The 20,361-nt window shown below is 70.7% G+C and carries 16 protein-coding genes and 1 pseudogene; 7 read left to right on the forward strand and 10 right to left on the reverse strand.

Annotated elements, in window-relative coordinates:
* The first annotated feature begins 1 nt into the window (after position 1).
* Positions 2-1,351: a jacalin-like lectin gene (locus tag ACFY0T_RS01320; RefSeq protein ID WP_388863633.1), complete on the forward strand. Its 1,350-nt coding sequence runs from the start codon at positions 2-4 to the stop codon at positions 1,349-1,351.
* A gap of 325 nt (positions 1,352-1,676) precedes the next feature.
* Here ACFY0T_RS01320 and ACFY0T_RS01325 read toward each other — a convergent pair whose 3' ends face one another.
* The 4 genes and pseudogenes from ACFY0T_RS01325 to ACFY0T_RS01340 all read right to left on the reverse strand — a co-directional run bounded on the left by ACFY0T_RS01325 (position 1,677) and on the right by ACFY0T_RS01340 (position 4,283).
* Positions 1,677-2,060: a hypothetical protein gene (locus ACFY0T_RS01325; protein WP_388863635.1), complete on the reverse strand. Its 384-nt coding sequence runs from the start codon at positions 2,058-2,060 to the stop codon at positions 1,677-1,679.
* A 268-nt stretch (positions 2,061-2,328) separates the two neighbouring features.
* Positions 2,329-2,487: pseudogene (locus tag ACFY0T_RS01330) on the reverse strand (IS630 family transposase); the annotation flags it as partial.
* Positions 2,488-2,581: 94 nt separating this feature from the next.
* Entirely contained in the window at positions 2,582-3,520 is a 939-nt protein-coding gene (locus tag ACFY0T_RS01335; RefSeq protein ID WP_388863637.1) for a hydrolase, read from the reverse strand.
* A gap of 211 nt (positions 3,521-3,731) precedes the next feature.
* Positions 3,732-4,283, reverse strand: coding sequence for an RNA polymerase sigma factor (locus tag ACFY0T_RS01340; RefSeq protein WP_388863639.1), 552 nt, complete (start codon positions 4,281-4,283; stop codon positions 3,732-3,734).
* A 46-nt stretch (positions 4,284-4,329) separates the two neighbouring features.
* Here ACFY0T_RS01340 and ACFY0T_RS01345 point away from each other — a divergent pair, with 46 nt between their 5' ends.
* The 3 genes from ACFY0T_RS01345 (at position 4,330) to ACFY0T_RS01355 (ending at position 8,090) form a co-directional block, all read left to right on the forward strand.
* Positions 4,330-5,712: a serine/threonine-protein kinase gene (locus tag ACFY0T_RS01345; protein WP_388863641.1), complete on the forward strand. Its 1,383-nt coding sequence runs from the start codon at positions 4,330-4,332 to the stop codon at positions 5,710-5,712.
* A 206-nt stretch (positions 5,713-5,918) separates the two neighbouring features.
* Entirely contained in the window at positions 5,919-6,641 is a 723-nt protein-coding gene (locus ACFY0T_RS01350) for a DUF4232 domain-containing protein (protein WP_388863643.1), read from the forward strand.
* 207 nt (positions 6,642-6,848) lie between these two features.
* The gene (locus tag ACFY0T_RS01355; RefSeq protein WP_388863645.1) at positions 6,849-8,090 is read left to right on the forward strand and encodes a hypothetical protein; all 1,242 of its coding nucleotides are present in this window, start codon (positions 6,849-6,851) and stop codon (positions 8,088-8,090) included.
* A 4-nt stretch (positions 8,091-8,094) separates the two neighbouring features.
* Here ACFY0T_RS01355 and ACFY0T_RS01360 read toward each other — a convergent pair whose 3' ends face one another.
* The 3 genes from ACFY0T_RS01360 to ACFY0T_RS01370 form a co-directional block, all read right to left on the reverse strand.
* Complete coding sequence (locus tag ACFY0T_RS01360; protein WP_388863647.1) at positions 8,095-10,176, reverse strand: ricin-type beta-trefoil lectin domain protein; 2,082 nt, start codon at positions 10,174-10,176, stop codon at positions 8,095-8,097.
* Between the two features lie 398 nt (positions 10,177-10,574).
* Positions 10,575-11,543: an aldo/keto reductase gene (locus tag ACFY0T_RS01365; RefSeq protein WP_388863649.1), complete on the reverse strand. Its 969-nt coding sequence runs from the start codon at positions 11,541-11,543 to the stop codon at positions 10,575-10,577.
* Between the two features lie 78 nt (positions 11,544-11,621).
* Positions 11,622-12,395, reverse strand: coding sequence for a nuclear transport factor 2 family protein (locus tag ACFY0T_RS01370; protein ID WP_388863651.1), 774 nt, complete (start codon positions 12,393-12,395; stop codon positions 11,622-11,624).
* Positions 12,396-12,593: 198 nt separating this feature from the next.
* Between ACFY0T_RS01370 and ACFY0T_RS01375 the strand changes: the two genes are divergently transcribed.
* From ACFY0T_RS01375 to ACFY0T_RS01385, 3 genes are all read left to right on the forward strand, one after another.
* Positions 12,594-13,571 (forward strand): helix-turn-helix domain-containing protein, encoded by a 978-nt coding sequence (locus ACFY0T_RS01375; protein WP_388863653.1) that lies wholly within the window; start codon positions 12,594-12,596, stop codon positions 13,569-13,571.
* 70 nt (positions 13,572-13,641) lie between these two features.
* Positions 13,642-14,649, forward strand: coding sequence for an LLM class flavin-dependent oxidoreductase (locus ACFY0T_RS01380; RefSeq protein ID WP_388863655.1), 1,008 nt, complete (start codon positions 13,642-13,644; stop codon positions 14,647-14,649).
* 66 nt (positions 14,650-14,715) lie between these two features.
* Entirely contained in the window at positions 14,716-17,061 is a 2,346-nt protein-coding gene (locus tag ACFY0T_RS01385; RefSeq protein ID WP_388863657.1) for an ATP-binding cassette domain-containing protein, read from the forward strand.
* A gap of 28 nt (positions 17,062-17,089) precedes the next feature.
* Here ACFY0T_RS01385 and ACFY0T_RS01390 read toward each other — a convergent pair whose 3' ends face one another.
* From ACFY0T_RS01390 to ACFY0T_RS01400, 3 genes are read right to left on the reverse strand one after another with little or no spacing between them, the layout of a single operon-like run.
* Positions 17,090-18,592 (reverse strand): acyl-CoA synthetase, encoded by a 1,503-nt coding sequence (locus tag ACFY0T_RS01390; RefSeq protein WP_388863658.1) that lies wholly within the window; start codon positions 18,590-18,592, stop codon positions 17,090-17,092.
* Between the two features lie 33 nt (positions 18,593-18,625).
* A complete protein-coding gene (locus ACFY0T_RS01395; protein ID WP_388863660.1) occupies positions 18,626-19,582 on the reverse strand; it encodes a lysophospholipid acyltransferase family protein in 957 nt (318 codons plus the stop codon).
* Positions 19,582-20,352, reverse strand: a complete 771-nt coding sequence (locus ACFY0T_RS01400) for a GNAT family N-acetyltransferase (RefSeq protein WP_388863662.1) — start codon at positions 20,350-20,352, stop codon at positions 19,582-19,584. Before ACFY0T_RS01400 ends, ACFY0T_RS01395 begins: the two co-directional genes overlap by 1 nt.
* Positions 20,353-20,361 lie beyond the last annotated feature (9 nt).

Raw genomic sequence — 20,361 nt, forward strand, 5'->3', positions numbered from 1 at the left:
CATGTCACCCCTCCGCAGAGTCCTCGCCTGTCTGGCGGCGGCCACCGCCGCCCTCGGCGGACTCACCGCGACCGCAAGCCCCGCGGCCGCCGCCGACTCCGGCACGTTCAACGTGCTCAGCTACAACGTCGCCGGACTGCCGGAGAGCCTCTCCAGCGCGCCGACGCCCCGCGAGTCCAGCACCACAGCGATCGGCCAGCGGATCGCCCCGTACGACATCGTCCAGGTCCAGGAGGACTTCAACTACCACGCCTACCTCTACGCCGCCGACACCGCGCACGCCTACCGCACCCCGACCAGCGGCGGCGCCGGCATAGGCAGCGGGCTCAACACCCTCTCGAAGATCTCCTACGACGCCGACGACTTCGAGCGGGTGGGCTGGAACTCCTGCCAGATCGACTCGGGCGACTGCCTCACGCCCAAGGGCTTCACCTTCATGCGCGAGCGCCTCGCGGAGGGCGTCTACGTCGACTTCTACAACCTGCACACCAACGCCGGTACCAACGACGGCGATCTGGCCTCGCGGGCGGACAACCTCAACCAGCTCACCGCGTTCATCAAGACCCACTCGGCGGGCAACGCCGTCGTGGTGATGGGCGACACCAACACCCGTTACACCCGCTCCGGCGACACGATCGCCGAGTTCGCCGTCGGCAACGGTCTGACCGACGCCTGGGTACAGCTCATCCGCGGCGGCACCCCGCCCGCCAAGGGCAGCGACGCGCTGGTGTGCGACCAGACCGGCCCCACGGTGCCCAACACCTGCGAGGTCGTCGACAAGGTCCTCTACCGCGGCAGCAAGCTGGTGACGCTCAACGCGACCTCGTACAACAACGAGCACGCCAAGTTCCTGACCTCCGACGGGCTCATGCTCTCCGACCACGACCCGATCACGGTCGGCTTCACCTGGTCGCGCACCTCCGCCTTCCAGCTCAGCGACCAGTTCGGCGGCCCGCACGGGGACTACTTCAACGACATCGACAGCGTGCCGGCCGGCGCCCGGGCCACCACCGTCTCGCTGCGCAGCGGTGCGCGCGTCGACCAGATGGGGCTGACGCTGAGCAACGGCACGACACTGGCGCACGGCGGCACGGGCGGCACCGTCACGTCCCTCACCCTCGGCAGCGGCGAGTACCTCACCTCGGCGCAACTGTGCCAGGGCCAGAAGGACAGCCGGACGAGGATCTTCTCCGCGAAGTTCACCACCAACCTCGGCCACACCCTGGCGGGCGGCACGACGACCTCGGACTGCGTGACCCGCACGGCCCCGTCCGGCTGGCAGATCGCCGGCTTCCACGGCCGCACGGGCGACGAGGTCGACAAGATCGGCTTCATCTACACCCAGCGCTGACCCGGCCTTCTCAAGCCGGTGGCCCGCCGTGTCCGAGGACACGGGGGGCCACCGGTTCATCCGCCCAACTAGTGCCGTATCAGGCAACGGGGCGGCTCGGGTGCACGGGTAATGCCGCGAGCGGCCAATTGTTCGTCTTGGGGCATCTGAGCGCTGTGGTGGCCTCAGCCGCGAGGATCGGGTGGCCGGGCCGTGGATGAGCGTGCGAAACGACGACCAGTGCGGGCGTTTCCCATGTGGCAGCGGTGCACCCGCAGCGGGCAACCGGGCGGAAACCTGGACGTCGTCATGCAGTTGGGTACCGGCGGTCGTGGGTACGTCCGTTTCAGGACTCGCCGGCGAGGAAGTGCTTGGCAAGGGGGGTGCCGGCGAACTTCTCGTGCATCAAGCGGGAGAAGAGCAGCATCGCGTTGCGTGGCCGGTGGTTCACCACGAGTTTCTGGGCCTCCCCGGCGGCGTTGCGGGCAACCGTGACGACAACGTAGAGGGGCTCGCCTTGGACCTGAGTGGTGTACTCCTCGATGAAGCCGATGTCGCCGTAGTCGCCGGTGAAGCTGAAGTCCTGGAACTCATACAGCTCGCGGGCGGCGGTCACAACTGAACGGACGGCCTCCGCGCCCTGAATGGGCCCGCCGTCGATGAACGCGCCTTGCCCGGTGACGTCGTCGGCCAGTTTGTCCAGCCACCACGGATAGTAGTCAAGAGTCATGCCGTGCCTCCCACGGAATCCGGCAGCGTGCCGGATGCTCTGTGGTACCCCTCAGGGTCGCGCGTGGCGCCGCCTCGTAGCGCCAGGGACATCACGGCGCGTATACGCTCAACGTAACCTGGTCCGCGATAGGGCGCATATGGAGACCGCGCGGGTCAAACTCGCGGGTCCCCCCACTGGGCGGAACGGCCCTGGCGGCCGCTAGTGCCGCATCAGGCAACGTGGGAGTGCAGGCGATCTCGACGTTGTTGGCCTCGGCCCAGTCCGCCACCCGGCGGCACCGCCCCACGGCCATGCCCTGTGCGGACAACAGCACCATCTGGGCCCGGCGCCAGGTCACCACCGACCCCGTGCCGCGGCGGATGATCCGCAGCAGCCGCCTGCCTCCGTCGTCATCGATCTCACGGACGCGTACTCGATCTGCCACCCGGACAGCCAGACGGGCCGCACGCAGCCCAGGACAGAACCCGAGCGGCGCGTCACATCACAACAAGGCAAACGTTGCCTGATACGGCACTGGCTTACGAGGAGAGCCACTCGGCGGCGTTCAGAGCGAGCGCCGCGTTCGTGGCGCCGCCGTCGTTCCAGCCGTCGTACAGCGTGTTGCCCGACTGACCGGTGCCGTCGTCGATCGGCGAACTGTCGCCCCAGAACGCGACCTTGCCGCTGCCGAAGGTGCTGGTCGCGAAGAACGCGCCGGTGTTGCCGGAGTAACCGCTGCGATACAGCAGGCCCTTGACGGCCGAGTTGTCGGCGGGCTTGAGCGTGGCCGTCGTACCGCTGGCGATCAGACTCTTGGTGACGGTGCCGAACGAGCCATGCAGGACGGGGTTGGTGCTGTCGGAGATCGCGGCAGGGTAGCCGGAGCTGATGCTCAGCGAGTCGATGGAGAAGCCGAACGGGTCAGTGCTGTCGACGCTGTTGTTGGTCATCAGGTCGTTGAGGATCTCGACCGCGTCCTCGCCGTCGTTGTTGCGGTCGGCGCCGGTGTGGTCGGAGATCATGAACAGGCCGCCGCCGTTCTTCACGGACGTCATGATCGCGGTCTTCTCGGCTGTCGTGAAGAGCGTGTTGGGCTCGGGCAGCACCAGCGTGTCGAAGTTCGACAGGTCGGTCGCGGCCGAACCGCCGTACGTCAGCATGGAGCCCGAGGGCAGCGTGTCCAGCGAGTAGTCGCCGGTCTGCTGCAGCGCCACGCCCCAGGACGAGAGGGCGCCGGTCCAGTCCGTCTCGTCGGACGGGGAGGAGTCCTCGCCCAGCGGGTCGGGCTGGCTGGTGGAGATGATCCAGTCGGCGTTGCCCGCCGTCTCGGCGTGGCCGTTGTCGAACAGGATGCGGTGCGTGGTCGCCGCGTCGGCGTGGGCCGCGGTCGACGTCTGGAGGGCTGCTGCCGTGAGCAGGACGCCGAGCGCGGTGAGGGCGGTGGCGAGTCTGTGGCGGGGCTTCGCGGGGGTGAGCATCCGGCATTCCTCCATGGTGGGGGACGGTGGAAGAGGCGGTGCGGGCGCCGATCTGCGCGCGTAGAACGGCCGTTGAGCAACTGCCGTTTCAGCACAGGGGTGGACAGTACACACAAGATCACGGGCGCCGGGAGACCCCACGGCGACTTCTCAGAAAGCTCCTACCATGGGCCACAAACTGTCAGCTCGCTCAGGGCCAGTTGACTGGTCGTCAGGAGGCGTCGGCCAGCCAGGGCCTGACCTGCTTGCGTGCCTCGTGGAGGCGGGACTTGAGCGTGCCGAGCGGGATGCCGACGCGCTCGGCGACCTCGGCGTACTCCAGCTGGCAAATGTCCCTGTAGACCAACGGCGCCACCAGGTGGGGGTGTTCGCGCTCCAGACGCTCCAGCGCCTCCAGCAGGTCGACGCGGGAACCGGCGATGACGCTCGTGGTGCGCGGATCGACCTGCTGCGACGCGTCGATCGCCACCGGCTGCTCCGCCGCGCGACGCTTCAGCTCGCGGTACTTCTGTCGGGCGCAGTTGGCGACCACCGTGTACAGCCAGGTGCTGAAGCGGCTGCGGCCCTCGAACGTGGTGATCTTCCGGGCCACTTGGAGAAGGACGTCCTGGGCCGCCTCCTCGGCGTCCTCGCGACAGGGCAGGAAGCGTCCGCAGCGCCGTACGACCTCGGGCCGGACCTTCTGGAGCAGCGCGTTCAGCGCCGCCCCGTCACCGGCGGCCGCGCGCAGAGCGAGCTCCTCGGTCTCCGCCGCGTCCTGCACTGGGTGCTCCCCTCGGTGTCGATCAGAGGCCATGCATGATAGTCGTATGCACTCCCTGGAGCGGATCGGCCGCTACCGTCTGGAACGGCGCCTGGGCGCGGGCGGCTTCGGCGTGGTCTGGCTCGCCCACGACGACGTGCTGGAGGCGGCCGTCGCGGTGAAGGTGCTGTCCGAGAACTGGGTCGACCACCTCGACATCCGGGAGCGCTTCCTCTCCGAGGCGCGGCTACTGCGCAAGGCCGACTCGAACCGGGTCGTCCAGGTCTACGACATCGGTGAACTCCCGGACGGCAGGCCGTACTTCGTCATGGAGTACGCCGACGGGGGCACCCTCGCCGACCGGGTCGAGGCCGGACCGCTGCCCGTGGCCGAGGCCCTGCGGCTGACGGCCCTCGCCGCCCGCGGAGCGGCCGCGCTGCACGAAGCCGGCATCGTGCACCGCGACATCAAGCCGTCCAACGTGCTGGTGCGGACCTCGCCCGGCGGAGTCGACCGGGTCCTCCTCGCCGACCTCGGTCTGGCCAAGAGCCTCGCCCAGGCGTCCGGGCTCACCATGGCGGCGGGTTCGGCGGGCTACACGCCGCCCGAGCAGGCCGAGCCCGGCTCCGGGATCGACGCGCGGGCCGACGTGTACAGCCTGGGCGCCCTCGGCTACCACCTGGTCACCGGCTCGGTCCCCGGCCCGCCCGGGAAGGTCGTACGCCCCGATCGGCTCCGTACGGATGTGGCCCCGGACATCCAGCGGGCGTTGCTGCGTGCCATGGAACCCGACCGCGAGCGGCGCTGGCCCTCCGCGGCCGGTTTCGCCACGGAACTCGACCGGCTGGCCGAGCGGGCGTCAGGCGGCGCGGCCCCCAGGCCCCGGCGCCGTCGGCGAGCGTTGATCACGGCGTTCGCCGCCGCGGTCGTGGCCGGCGCCGTCGGCGTCACCGCCGCGGTCGTGACGCGCGGGCCCGCCGCGCAGATCGTCCGGGTCGAGGACAGCACCGGTCGGGTCACGGCCGAGGTGCCCGCCGCATGGGGCCACCAGCTGCGCGACTCCGGATGGAATCCGCGCACCCTGGGCCTGAAGGACGCGAAGGAACCCGGTCTGGCCGTCGCGGACGACCTCGCGCGGTGGCAGGACCTCCGCTCGGGCGTCAGTGGGGCCTTCATCGGCCTGAGCGAGCACGGCGACGTCACGGCCAAGGTGCGCGCGATCGCGCACACCGGATGCCACTACGACGGCAGCCGCACCTACACCGGCGCGCACTGGCACGGTCTGATACGGACCTGGAACGACTGTCCGGGCAGCGGCGGCTCCCTCACCGAGGCGGGGCTCACTCCGACGGGCGGCGCCGAGCAGCCCCAGGTGTATGTGCAGATCCGCCAGGACGGCGGCGACGACGCGACCGACCGCGTCCTCGGCTCCGTACGGGTCGGAGACTGAATCCGTAGATCTGCGGTTCGGAGCCTGATCTGTAGAGGTCGAGCCCGAGGCGTCTCCTCAGCTCTTTCAGCCGACAGCTCTTTTCGGCCGATCCCGCGAACTTTTCCGTGCTCCGGTGCATCCGAGACTGATGACGGGGCACAACGCGCCGTGCGCACGCGTCAGGGCACGTGCGTGATTCTCGGTGACTCTCAAGGAGTGGTGACATGGCGACCTTCCGGCGCGGCGCGGCGGACACGGACCGGCTCGACGCGGTACCCGCATCCCGCACGTCGATTCCCGCCCGGCGGGCGGCGCTGCTCGCGGGTGTCGCGCTGCTGGGGCTGCTCACCGCGTGCGGTACCGACAACGGGCCGGCCAGTACGCCGCAGAAGCTGTCCGGTACGGCCGAGCCGGCCTCCGGTGACCGGACCACGGATGCCGGTTCGAGCCCCACGGCCGCCCCGACCGAAAGCGCCACCGCAACCGGATCCGGTACGGCCTCCGCCTCGTCCGGGAGCGGCTCAGGCGGCACCCGCTGCCACACCTCCGAGCTGCGCGCGTCGGTCGGGAACAACGACCCGGGCGCGGGACAGGAGAACTTCCCCGTCGTGCTGACCAACAGCTCCGGGCGCACCTGCACCCTGCGCGGCTACCCGGGCGCGGCATTCGTCGACGCGTCCGGCAAGCAGCTGGGCCCCGACCCGAAGCGCTCCTCGGGCACGCCGACGACCGTCACGCTGGCGCCCGGGCAGAGCGCGTGGGCCGGCCTGACGTTCTCCAACCCCGAGATCAGCGGGGCCGCTACGGCGACGCCCACCGCACTGATCGTCACGCCGCCCGACGAGAAGGACCCGCTCAAAGTGACATGGACGCAGGGCAAGGTTCCCGTTTCAGGCAACGCCTCGTCGGTGTTCTTGACGGTCGTCCGAGCCGGCGCCGGAGTCTGACCCCACCGGCCCCACTCCCCTCTACCCCGCCATCTGCCCCGCAGGTTGGCGGGGTTTGTCACGGAACGGCTACGTGTCCTGCTTCACACGACCCTTTCCAGAATTTCGCGCATCCCACCGTTTGACGCACCGCGCAGAACGGCGCGTCGCAGGAACGGAAGCTCCGGCCGCAGAGCGGGAGCCGTACCGAGAAATCGGGGGATGATCATGAGCGGTATCTCACGCAGGCGCCTGCTGGCCGCGACGGCGTCGGCGAGCGCCCTGGGCGCACTCTCCGCCTGCTCCACCGACGGCTGGTCCGTGGGCAGCAAGGGGGACGGGAACGACGGGCAGACCCGGCGGACCAAGCTGATCGGTGACGGGTCGACCGCCGACACCGGAGCCCAGCCCAAGCAGCCGAAGGCGGAGCGGCTCAAGTCCGGCGAACGCCCACCGCAGTTCGTCGTCTTCTCCTGGGACGGCGCGGGGGAGCTCAGCAACAAGCTGTTCTCCCGGTTCCGCAAGGTCGCCGCCGATCACGGCGCGTCCATGACGTTCTTCCTCAGCGGCATCTACACCCTGCCCGAGTCGAAGAAGAACCTCTACCGCCCGCCGCAGCACCCCGTCGGCGCCTCCGCGATCGGCTATCTCTCCGACCGGCACATCCACGCCACGCTCCAGCAGATACGCGCGGCCTGGCTGGAGGGGCACGAGATCGGCACCCACTTCAACGGCCACTTCTGCGGTACGGACGGGGTCCGCCGCTGGTCGGCCGCCGAGTGGCGCAGCGAGATCGACCAGGCGAAGAAGTTCGTCACCGAGTGGAAGACCAACACCGGCTTCACCGACCTCGAACCGCTCCCTTTCGACTACGACAAGGAACTGATCGGCGGCCGCACTCCGTGCCTGGAGGGCCAGTCCAACCTGCTGCCCACCGCCGCCTCGCTCGGCTGGAAGTACGACGCCAGTTCCCCCGGCGGCCTGCAGATCTGGCCCGGCAAGGTGCAGGGCGGAAAGATCTGGGACTTCCCGCTCCAGTCGATCCCCTTCCCCGGCCACTCCTTCCAGGTCCTGTCGATGGACTACAACCTGATGGCCAACCAGTCGAACGCCAACCCGCTCGGCGACCGCTCCCAGTACGACGCCTGGCGCACCCAGGCCCGCGACAGCTACCTCGCCGGTTTCCGTCGCGCCTACGAGAGCAACCGGGCCCCCTTCTTCATCGGCAACCACTTCGAGCGGTGGAACGGCGGCATCTATATGGACGCCGTCGAGGAGGCCATCACCCAGATCGCCACGCACGACGACGTCCGCCTGGTCTCCTTCCGTCAGCTCGTGGAGTGGCTGGAGGCTCAGGACCCGGCGGTCCTGCGGAAGCTGCGCACGCTCAGCCCCGGCCAGTCACCGCTGGGCGGCTGGGCGGAATTCCTGGGCACGGCGGCTTCATCGTCGGGCGCGACCGCGTCCTGACGGCTCAACGGGCGCCTCCGTGGCCTCCCCCATATCCGGAGCCGGAGCCGCCGTATCCGTACCCGTATCCGCCGTATCCGTATCCGCCGTATCCGTAGTCGTACCCGTAGTCGTACCCGGAGCCGGACCCGTACTGCCCGTCTCCCGGACAGTGGTAATACGGGTAGTAGCAGTAGCCGTACGTCGGATAGGCGGTCGACGGGGTCGGCCGCGGAGTCGTCGGCGTCGCGGAAGACTTGTGCGTGGTGGTCGGCGACGGTGTCTTCGAGGCCTGGGGAAGGGCGGAGGCCGTGGACACCGTCGATTCACGCGTGGAGTCCCAATTGACCACCTCCAGCTGGAGCGAGGGCGAGGAGGTGTCGAGGGTCCAGCGCTGGGCCGCCTCGTCCTTGCGGAGTTTGAGGACGAGCGCCGCTTCGCCCTTGCCGGAGGCCGGCGCGAGAGCCAGGTCCTGGTTCCAGCGCGGCACCAGCGTGCCTTGGAGGGTGAAGTCGTAGCGCACGTTCTTGGTGCCCGGCTGGGACTCGCCCGAGCAGGGGGCCAGTTGGACCGAGTAGCCCAGGTGGGAGTCGAGGCAGAGGTCGGGGTCGGCCACGTTGCGCAGCAGCCCGTCCGCCTCGTACGACCATTGCTGGGCCGACTTCGAGGTGCACGAGGTGAGTTCGGTCTCCGCGCCCTTCACCGGCTTCTTGCCGACGATGCCGATGCACAGCCCGGTCGCGGCGTTGCGCAGCCGGCCGCGCACGGTGCCGTTCGACGCGTCGCCGGCCCCGATCCAGGACGGGTTGGCGCCAGGCACCGTGCCCGAGCCTGAGCTGGGCCCTTCCGAGGAGCCGGTGCCGTCGGCCGTACCGCCCTCGCGGTCGGAGCCCGAACCGGCCGCCCACAGGACCAGCGGGACCAGGATCAGCGTGCTCACGGTCAGCACGCCGAGGGCCACGTTCCGGCGGCGCGGCGCGCGCCGAGGGGCCTTGTGCGTCGTGGCCTTGTGCGTTGTGGCCTTGTGCGCTGTGGCCTTCTGCGCCGCGATCTTCTGCGTCGTGGTCTTGTGCGTCGCGGCCTTGCGTGTCGGCGGGCGGGAGTCGGCGGGCGACTGAGCGCGCGGTGCCGTTCGAGGGGGAACACTCGGCGGGCGTGGGGCTGCTGCCGGAGAAGGGAACTTTCCGTGCGGGTCGGCCAGTTCAGTCGTCGTGTCCCCGGCGGCGGCGATCCCGGCGGCCTCGGGCGGTTGTGTCACCTCCACGATGGCGGTGGCGCGCCCCGGTCGGGATTCGAGGTACGCGCGCGCACCCCAGCCGAGCACGGCTTCGGCGAGCGCGAGGGCGAGTTGGCCGTTGAACTGGTTCAACTGGTCTGCGGCGTACCGGCAGTGGCCGCATCTGGACATGTGACGCCGCAGATCGGGGTCGAGGTCGACGCCGCCGCGCCGCAGGGACACGTCCAGCATGCGGTTGTAGCGGCGGCACTCCTGCTCGGGGGCCAGTTCGCGATGGATTTCCAGGCAGCCTTCGCGCAGGCGTTCGCGGGCCCGGCCGAGTTCTGCCGTAGCGTCCTCGACGGTCAGGCCCAACAGGGCGGCGGGCACCTCCAGTTGCTCGGCCTCGGCCTCCGTGTGCCACAGCAGGCAGCGGGCGGGCTCGGGAAGCCGCTGGAACGCTCGGGTCAGCAGGCGTCTGCCCTCCGGCGGCAGGAGGCGCGCCGCGGCCCGGTCCTCACGGTCCGAGTCGGCGAGCAGCCCGGGATGGAGCAACTCGCGCCGCTGGTCCGTGAGCCACTCGGCCGCTATGCGGCGCGCGGTGACCAGCAACTGCGGCCGCCATGCCGCCGACGGCCCGGTCTGCCGCAGCGATTCCCCGAACATGCGCGTGAATGAGGCGGTCGTGAGCATTCCGGCCGGACGTACACCGTCGGTGCACAGGCGTGCGTAAGAGAAGACCGCTTCCCAGTGGCGGTCCAGGAGTTCTCCGACGGGATAGTGCGCGGGCGTGTTCCCCGAGCTCTTCTTCAGGTCGGCCGCGAGCCGCTCATCCGAAACCTCGAACAGGCGAGCGAGGCTTGGGGAATGAGACAGCCTTGCGTCATTCACGTCCGCTTTCCTCCCAAAGGCAACACAGGAATTAGTCCATACCAATGGGTATGTAGCCCGCCCGATGAAGCGGAGGGACTACCCATGGGGGGTTGCGCCGCGAACGACCGCCTCTGACAGCTCTTTTGAAGCGAGGGGTGCACGGGCGCACCGTATGCGCACAGAGGAAAGTTGAAAGTTTACCTGTACGCCGACACGGCACACCTTTGCACAGGGAACCGAGCCGGAACAAGCGATCTCGGAGTTTTCCCTTTCCGTCGCGAGCCCGGATATTGACTGAACGTCAGCAGGGTCCCAGCAAAGGGAATTGAGAAACACTCGGCCAGACGAACTGTCCGGAACTCGTCGCATTGGGAGCGCTCTCGAGAGCGGACTGGGAAGCGCTCCCCATCCTGCCGTCAGTGACCGCTGATCGCCCGAGGCGTGTACGGCCGCTCCAGCTCCTCGATCTCCTTGTCCGTGAGCTGTACGTCGAGGGCGGCGACCGCGTCCTCGACGTGCAGCGGCTTGGTGGCGCCGACGATGGGTGCGGTCATGGTGCTCTGGTGCAGCAGCCAGGCGAGGGCGACCCGCGCGCGGGGCACCTCGCGCTCGGCGGCGATGCGGGCGACGGCGCCGACGATCTCGCGGTCGCCCTCCTGGTAGAGGTTCTTGCCGAACTCGTCGGTCCGGCTGCGCGCGGTGGCCGTGTCCCAGTCGCGGGTGAGGCGGCCGCGGGCGAGCGGGCTCCAGGGCAGCACACCGACCCTCTGGTCCGCGCAGAGCGGCAGCATCTCGCGCTCCTCCTCGCGGTAGAGGAGGTTGTAATGGTTCTGCATCGACACGAACCGCGTCCAGCCGTTCAGCCGGGCCGTGTACTGGGCCTTGGAGAACTGCCAGGCGTACATCGAACTCGCCCCGATGTAGCGGGCCTTGCCTGCCTTGACCACGTCGTGCAGGGCCTCCATCGTCTCCTCGACGGGGGTCGCGGGGTCGAAGCGGTGGATCTGGTAGAGGTCGACGTAGTCGGTGCCCAGCCGGCGCAGGCTGTTGTCGATCTCCGTCATGATCGCCTTGCGGGACAGACCACGCGCGTTCGGGCCGTCGTGCATCGCGCCGTTCACCTTCGTGGCGATGACGATCTCGTCGCGGCGCGCGAGGTCGGCGAGCACCCGGCCGACGATCTCTTCGCTGGTGCCGTCGGAGTACACGTTCGCCGTGTCGAAGAAGTTGATCCCGGCCTCCAGCGCCTGGCGGATCAAGGGCCGTGACGCCTCCTCGTCGAGGGTCCACTCATGGACGCCGCGATCGGGAAGGCCGAAACTCATGCAGCCCAGGCAGATCCGGGAGACATCCAGGCCCGTCGAACCGAGCTTCACGTGCTGCATGCGCTCTCCTGCTCTCGCTGGCGGTGGGGCGGTGCACTCCGACGACTTGAACCTGCCCGCGACGAGCGCCGCGAAGCCCTACTCCACGGGGCCTTCCACGTCGTCGTACACATGCGCGGCGGCGATCAGGCCGTCGGCGCCCCGCGTGTAGACGGCGAGGCCCGCCTGCGGCGGCAGGTCGGTGTCGCCCCAGCGGTCGCAGATGTACTCGAACGCGCTGCGGGTGCCGTCCTCCGTGACGGTGCACAGCTTGAGCGGGATACCGCCGCCCGCGGAGAAGAAACCCTTGTAGAAGTCGGACAGCACATGGGTGCCGACATATCGGTAGGCGTCGCCGGACGGCTCGCGGAAGTAGCCGTCGGCCGCGAAGGTGGCGACGACACCGTCGGTGTCCCCCGCGCCGAGGGCCGCCTTGTAGGCGCCCACCACATCCGAGGCGTGCGCGTCCGGGTCGTGGGGCAGCAGCGGGGGACGTACGACGTGATGGCCGAGCAGCGGCCAGCGGGAGTGGTAGATCCGGACGGGCAGCGTGGACGCGGGCTCCACGGCGACGGCGACGGGGAGCCCGATGCGCCTGCCGTCCGGGCCGTTCAGGTGCACGACCCATTCGCCCACGGCCCGCTTCTCGGTGACGGTGGTCGCGACCGGCTCGATGTCCACCCGGCGTTCCGCGCGCCATTTCTCCTGCTCTGCGAGCCAGGCGGCGAGGACGGCCACGCCGCTGATACGGCCGGCTCCCGGGTCGTCGAGTGCGACGCGGACGGTGGCCTCGCTCGGGTCGCGCAGGGCGGCGGCGAGGTCGGCGGCGCCGAGTCGGTCGGCGAGGTCGGTGATCTGCGGGATCCAGACCATGGGGACTCCAGAGAAGTGTGCGGCAGTCGTCTTCGCATCGTGTGCCCGTACGGGTCGGCGCGCGACCTCAGCGGCGCGGCGCCCGCAGGACCGCGCGCCGCGCTGCGAGAGCCTCCGGGCATCCGTGCCGGGACTTCTCGGGCGTGTTCCAGCGTGTACGGGTGCAGGATGGGACACGAGGTCATTTCAGGAGTCGTCATGGTGGAAACGGGACATGCGGGCCCTCTGGGCCATGGTGGGGTCAAGGAGCCGGGTCGGGTTGCGATCGAGGAGCCGGACCGGGCTGCGATCAAGGAGGTGGACTTCCGCAATCCCGTGCGGCCCGGGCTCAGCGTGGAGACTTTCGCCCTGGCGGAGCTGCGGCGGCGGGTCCCGGCAGCGGCGCTGGCGCAGCCGCAGCGGCTGGACTTCCACCAGATCTTCCTGATCACATCGGGACACGGGCGGTACACCGTGGACTTCGTGGACCACGAGTGCGGTCCGGGCACCCTGCTGTGGCTGCGCCCGAACCAGGTCCAGGAGAACGCCGCGGCGCCCGGGCTCGATGGCCATGCCGTCCTCTTCACCCCGGCGTTCCTGCCGCCGTCACAGGTGCTCCGCGGGCTCCTGGAGGACCAGTACGAGACGGCCGTGTGGCACCTTGACGCGCCGGAGGCCCTGCGCACCCTCACCGCGACGGTCGTACAGCTCGCCGAGGATTACGCCACCGCCTGCGGAATGTCCGTACCCGCGGGGCACACGACCGCCACACCGCCGCTCGGCATCGAACTGCTGCGCCACCAGCTCACCGTATTGCTCCTGCGGATCGCCGCCCTGCCCACGCCGCCCGGAGCGGCCGAGCCCGGCGCCGTGCCGGACGAGACCTATCTGCGTTTCCGCCGGGAGGTCGAGCAGCACTTCCACCGCACCCGCCAGGTGGAGGACTATGCCCAGTTCCTCGGCTACTCCGCCAAGACCCTCAACCGCGCCTGTCAGGCGGCCACCGGGCACACCGCGAAGCAGGTCGTCGACCGCCGGGTCGTGCTGGAGGCCAAACGCCTCCTCGCCCACACCGATCTCACGGCCGCGGCGATCGCCCAGCGCCTGGGATTCACCGAGGCCACCAACTTCGGAAAGTACTTCACCCACCACACGGGCATGCCCCCGGGAGACTTCCGCACCGGTCACACCGGCTGACCACGCCCCGCTCCCCCGGCTCAAGCCGCGGGTCCGGGAATCCTGGCGCCCCGCACGCGTTGAACCCCCTGTGAGCTCTGTGATCGCGGCAACCCGCTTCTCCGTACTCGACCGCTCGCGCACCCGCGAGGGGCACGAGGCTCCCGAGGCCCTGCGCGACACCGTACGGCTGGCCCGGGATCTGGAGGCCCTCGGCTACCACCGGATCTGGGTCTCGGAGCACCACGGCGTGCCAGGAGTCGCCGGACCCGCACCCACCGTGCTGGCCGCCGCGCTCGCCGCCGCCACCCGTACCATCCGGGTCGGGACCGGCGGCGTGATGCTGCCGAACCACCAACCTCTCGTCGTGGCCGAGCAGTTCGGGGTCCTGGAGTCCCTGTTCCCGGGACGGATCGACATGGGTCTGGGCCGCTCCGTCGGCTTCACGGACGGCGTGCGCAGGGCGCTCGGGCGGGACAAGGACGATGCCGACGATTTCGCGGCCCAGCTCGCCGAACTCCTCGACTGGTTCCGAGGGACATCCCCGACCGGCGTGCACGCGCGCCCCACGGAGGGCCTCACCGTGCCGCCCTTCGTGCTCGCCCTGGGCGAGGGCGCCACCATCGCGGCGCGGGCGGGCCTGCCGATGGTCATCGGGGATCTCAGGAACCGGGAGAAGATGCTGCGCGGCATCGACCACTACCGCGCGACCTTCCGCCCCTCCGACTGGGCGCGGGAGCCGTACGTGGTCATCTCGGGCACCGTCGCGGTCGCGGCGAGCCCGCAGGAGGCACGCCGTCTGCTGCTCCCGGAGGCCTGGTCCATGGCGTACTCCCGCACGCACGGCACGTTCCCGCCCCTGCCGCCCGCCGAGCGCGTCGAGGCCCTCACCATGACCGCCAAGGAGCGCGGCTTCTACAAGTCCGGCCTCACCGGCCACATCGTGGGCACCGAGGAGCAGGTCGCCCACGAACTGGAAACGGTGATCAAGGAGACCGGTGCCCAGGAAGTGCTGGTCACGACGAGTACGTACGACCGGGACGCCCTTGTGGACTCCTACCGGAGACTCGCCCGGCTCGCGGGACTGACCACGACCTAGAATCGTGGGGTTTGCCCCCAGCCCCACTGATGTCCAGGCCCCTGGCCGCCCACAGGAGTCCCGCCGATGCACAGCCCCCACGACCCGTACGTCCGCGTCCGGGGCGCCCGTGAGCACAACCTCCGGGGCGTGGACGTCGACATCCCGCGTGACGTCCTCGCGGTCTTCACCGGTGTCTCCGGCTCCGGCAAGTCCTCGCTGGCCTTCGGGACGATCTACGCGGAGGCGCAGCGGCGGTACTTCGAGTCGGTCGCCCCGTACGCGCGGCGGCTGATCCACCAGGTGGGGGCGCCGAAGGTCGGGGAGATCACCGGGCTGCCGCCCGCGGTCTCGCTCCAGCAGCGCCGCTCGGCACCCACCTCGCGCTCGTCCGTCGGTACGGTCACCAATCTCTCCAACTCGCTACGGATGCTGTTCTCGCGGGCGGGCGACTATCCGCCGGGCGCCGAGCGGCTCGATTCGGATGCCTTCTCGCCCAATACGGCGGCCGGGGCCTGCCCCGCATGCCACGGTCTCGGCCAAGTGCACGGTACGACCGAGGAGTTGCTCGTCCCGGATCCGTCGCTGTCGATCCGTGCGGGGGCGATCGCCGCGTGGCCGGGTGCCTGGCAGGGCAAGAACCTGCGGGACATCCTCGACACACTCGGGTACGACGTGGACCGGCCCTGGCGGGAACTGCCCGCCGAGGAGCGGCAGTGGATCCTCTTCACGGACGAGCAGCCGGTCGTGACCGTGCATCCGGTGCGGGACGCCGAGCGGATCCAACGCCCTTACCAGGGCACGTACATGAGCGCCCGGCGCTATGTCATGAAGACCTTCTCCGACACGAAGAGCCCGACGCTCAGGGCCAAGGCCGAGCGGTTCCTCACCACCGCTCCGTGTCCGGTGTGCGGCGGCAGCCGGCTGCGTCCCGAGGCGCTGGCGGTGACGTTCGCGGGGCGGAACATCGCCGAGCTGGCCGCGCTGCCGTTGGTGCAGCTGGCACAGTCCCTCACAGCCGATTCGGAGACCGCCCGTGTCCTCACCGAGGATCTGAAGGCCCGTATCGCGCCCGTCGCCGAGCTCGGGCTCGGCTATCTCAGCCTGGACCGGGCCACCCCCACCCTCTCCGCGGGCGAACTCCAACGGCTGCGTCTGGCAACCCAGCTGCGCTCCGGGCTCTTCGGGGTCGTGTACGTCCTCGACGAGCCGTCCGCCGGACTGCACCCGGCGGACACGGAGGCCCTGCTCACCGTCCTGGCGCGGCTGAAGTCGGCGGGCAACTCGGTGTTCGTCGTGGAGCACCACCTCGATGTCGTGCGCGGCGCCGACTGGCTCGTCGACGTCGGTCCGCGCGCCGGCGAGCACGGCGGGCGCGTGCTGCACAGCGGTCCGGTCGCGGAGCTGGAGCGGGTGGCCGAGTCCGCGACGGCGCGCTTCCTCTTCGACCGCTCCCCCGCTCCGGTGCGCGAAGTCCGGGCGCCGAGCGGCCAGTTGAAGATCGGGCCGGTCACGCGGCACAACCTGCGCGGGGTCACCGCCGAGTTCCCGCTCGGCGTGTTCACCGCGGTCACCGGTGTCTCCGGCTCCGGCAAGTCCACGCTGATCGGCGAAGTGACGGAGGACCTGGAGGGTGTAGGTCGGCTGGTCAGCGTCGATCAGAAACCCATCGGACGCACCCCGCGCTCGAATCTGGCGACGTACACCGGGCTCTTCGACGTCGTGCGCAAGGTCTTCGCCGTGACGGAGGAGGCCAGAAGGCGTGACTACGGCGTGGGACGCTTCTCCTTCAACGTCGCCGGCGGACGCTGCGAGACCTGCCAGGGCGAGGGTTTCGTCAGCGTGGAGCTGCTGTTCCTGCCCAGCACCTACGCGCCGTGCCCGGACTGCGGCGGGGCGCGCTACAACCCCGAGACCCTCGAAGTGACGTACCGGGGACGGAACATCGCGCAGGTCCTGGACCTGACGGTGGAGGCGGCGGCGCGGTTCTTCGCCGGGACGGACACCCCGGCCGTCGCCCGCAGCCTCACCACGCTCCTCGACGTGGGCCTCGGCTATCTGCGACTCGGCCAGCCCGCCACGGAGTTGTCGGGCGGCGAGGCCCAACGCATCAAGCTGGCCAGCGAGTTGCAGCGGGTGCGGCGCGGCCACACCCTGTATCTGCTCGACGAGCCGACGACGGGACTGCACCCCGCCGACGTCGAGGTGCTGATGCGCCAACTGCACGGTCTGGTCGACGCGGGCCACACCGTCGTGGTCGTCGAGCACGACATGACGGTCGTCGCGGGCGCCGACTGGGTGATCGACCTGGGCCCGGGCGGGGGTGAGGCAGGCGGGCGGATCGTCGCCGCCGGCCCGCCGACGGAGGTGGCACGGGCAGCCGGGAGCCGAACGGCTCCCTACCTGACCCGCACCCTCCGCCAGGCCCCATAAGCCTTTGCCGGGGTCGACAGGGCCCTCATCAGGACCAATAGACCTTCCTGAGGGCCGACTTGGCGAGCTTGCCCGTCGGCGTGCGTGGCAGCGCGTCCGTGAAGTCCACGCTGCGCGGGGCCTTGTAGCGGGCGATCCGCTCCCGGGTGAAGTCGAGCAGCTCACGCTCCAGTTCGGGCCCCGGCGGCGTACCGGGAGCGGGCTGCACCACCGCCTTGACCGCCTCCCCCATCTCGGCGTCCGGAACGCCGATCACCGCCACGTCGGCGACCTTCGGATGCAGGGTCAGACAGTCCTCTGTCTCCTGCGGGTAGATGTTCACGCCGCCCGAGATGATCGTGAACGCCCTACGGTCGGTGAGGAAGAGATAGCCGTCCTCGTCGAGGTGTCCGATGTCGCCGGTCGTGGTCCACTCGGGGTGTTCGGGGTGCTGCGCCTCACGGGTGCGGGCGTCGTCGTTGTGGTACCGGAAGGGCAGTTCGTCGCGCTCGAAGTAGACCGTTCCGGTCTCGCCGACGGGCAGCACCTTGCCGTCCTCACCGCAGATCCGCGGTACGCCCAGGAGGCCGCCGCGCCCCACGGACCCCGGCTTGCGCAGCCATTCCTCGGGCCCGATGAAGGTGATCCCGTTGGCCTCCGTCGCCGCGTAGTACTCGTACAGGACCGGCCCCCACCACTCCATCATCCGCCGCTTGACCTCGACGGGGCACGGCGCGGCCGCGTGGATGGCGACCTTCAGTGACGACACGTCGTACAACTCCCGTACGTCGGACGGGAGTTTCAGCATCCGTACGAACATGGTGGGCACCCATTGGCTGTGCGTCACCCGGTGGCGTTCGATCGCCACGAGCGCGCCTTGCGCGTCGAAGGAGTCCATGAGGACGACGGTTCCGCCGGTGGCGGTGACGACGAAGCAGAAGCGCAGGGGCGCCGCGTGGTAGAGGGGCGCCGGGCACAGATAGACCGTGTGCTCGTCGAAGCCGTACATGGGCTGGAAGAGGAGCTGGAAGGTGCTCGGCACCTCGCGGACGTCGCCGTCGGGAAGCGCCGGCTCGATGCCCTTGGGGCGGCCGGTGGTCCCGGAGGAGTAGAGCATGTCGGCGCCGCGCGGCTGGTGCGCGGGCGGTTCGGGTGAGGCGGCGGCGAGGGCGGTCTCGTACGAGCTGTCCAGGCGGAGCGTCGCGTCCGGCATCAACGCGCCGACGTGCGACGCGAGTTCACCGAGGCGTTCCGAGACGATCAGCGCGGACGCCCCGCAGTCGCGCACGATGTACGCCGCCTCGTCGGCGGTCAGGTGATGGTTGACGGCGGTGAGGTAGAGGCCGGAGCGCAGGGTCGCCCAGTAGACCTCCAGGACGCGTGGGTCGTTGTCGCAGAGGAGGGCGACGTGGTCGCCCCGGCTCAGGCCCATGGACCGCAGATGGTCCGCGAGCCGCAGCGAGCGTTCCTCCAGTTGTCCGTACGTGAGGGTCCGGCCGCCGTCCGCGGTGACGACGGCCGGCCTGGCGGGGTCGTACGCTCCGGGATACATGCCGGGACGGTACCCCGCGCAACTGACGGAATGTCAGGGGTGTGCGCCGGCCGGTGAACACGCGCGGTGCGAACCCCCTTGCGCGGCGTCGGCGAGCGCGCGCCGGTCGGCATGGCTGTGGGCCGCGAGCGCCGGCCGCACCTCGACCTCGGCGACCAGTCCGCGCGCCGCCGCCACCCGCCACAGCGACACGAGCAGCGGGTCGTCGCCGACGAAGGCGGGCGCGGTGCTCGCCTCTCCCCCGGCGAGCCGGTAGCGGATGCGCACCGGCTGGACGGGCACGCCGGCGTCGAGCGCGGCCTGGAAGACGGCCCGCCGGAAGTGCCCCTGGGCCCGGCCGCACCAGGTACTGCCCTCGGGGAAGGCGACGACGGCCGCGCCGCCGCGCAGGGCCTCGGCGATGCGGTCCACGGTGGCGGGCAGGGCGCGGAGCCGGTCGCGTTCGATGAACAGGGTGCCGCCCCCGGCCGCCAGCGGGCCCGCCACGGGCCAGGCGCGGACCTCGGTCTTGGCGAGCATCCGCGCCGGGCGGACGGCCGCGAGGAGGGGGATGTCCAGCCACGAGATGTGGTTGGCGACGATCAGCAGTCCCCCGGTGGGCGCGGCCGCTCCCGTGATCCGGGCCCGTACGCCGGTGGCCCGCACGACGGCCCGGCACCAGCGGCGGATCCACCGGTCGCGCGCCGCCGCCCGCAGCCGCCCGACGAGCGGGCACAGTACGACACCCGCGAGGACCAGGAGCAGGACGGAGGCGAGCCGCACCACCGCGCGGGGCACGGCGCCCCAGGACGCCGTGAACTCCACGCAGCCGCGCGGGGAGCAGGGTGCGGTGGGCAGCCACGCGCTGGGCGACGGCGCGGCGCCGGCCGCGCGGGGCCGCCGCGGCGTCGGAACGGCTCCGGCGGTGGGAAGCACCGCCGAGCCCGGGCCGGCCTGCGCCGCCCCCCGCGGCCGGGGGCGACGCGACACCACGAGGCGAGGGTTGCTCATCACGGCACGAGCGAGAGGAAGTGCCGCAGATAGCGCGGGTTGACCCGGCGCATCGACAGCAGCACGTACAGGTCGGCGACGCCGAAGTCGGGGTCGTGCGCGGGCTGGCCGCACACCCAGGCGCCGAGCCGGAGGTAGCCGCGCAGCAGCGGGGGCAGTTCGGTGCCGCCCTGCGGGGCGGCGCCCGCGGGCGGCTCCCAGGGCAGCAGCGGACGTACCAGGTACTCCTCGGGCGCCAGGTGCTTGGCCTGGACCCGGTCCCAGGTGCCCGCGGCGAGCGCGCCGCCGTCGGCGAGCGGGATGGAGCAGCAGCCCGCGAGCCACTCGTGGCCGCCGTCGACCATGTAGCGGGCAATCCCGGCCCAGATCAGCCCGATGACCGCGCCGTCGCGGTGGTCGGGGTGCACGCAGGAGCGGCCGACCTCGACCAGCCCGGAGCGGATTCCGGCCAGCGGGCCGAGGTCGAACTCGCTCTCCGAGTACAGTCGTCCGGCGATCGGGGCACGCTCGGGCGGCAGCAGCCGGTAGGTGCCGACGACCTGGCCGGTCACCGTGTCGCGGACCAGCAGGTGGTCGCAGTACGCGTCGAAGGCGTCGATGTCCAGGCCCGGCTGCGGGGTGGACAGGAGGGCTCCCATCTCCCCGGCGAAGACGTCGTGGCGCAGCCGCTGCGCGGCCCGGACGTCGGCCTCGTCGCGGGCGAGGGAGACGGTGTAGCGGGTGGGTGCCGCGGGCTGCGGGGGACGGTCGAGCGTGGAAACGCCGGTCATGGCACTCTC

It is taken from the genome of Streptomyces sp. NPDC001530, from assembly GCF_042894545.1.
Classification (GTDB): Bacteria; Actinomycetota; Actinomycetes; order Streptomycetales; family Streptomycetaceae; genus Streptomyces.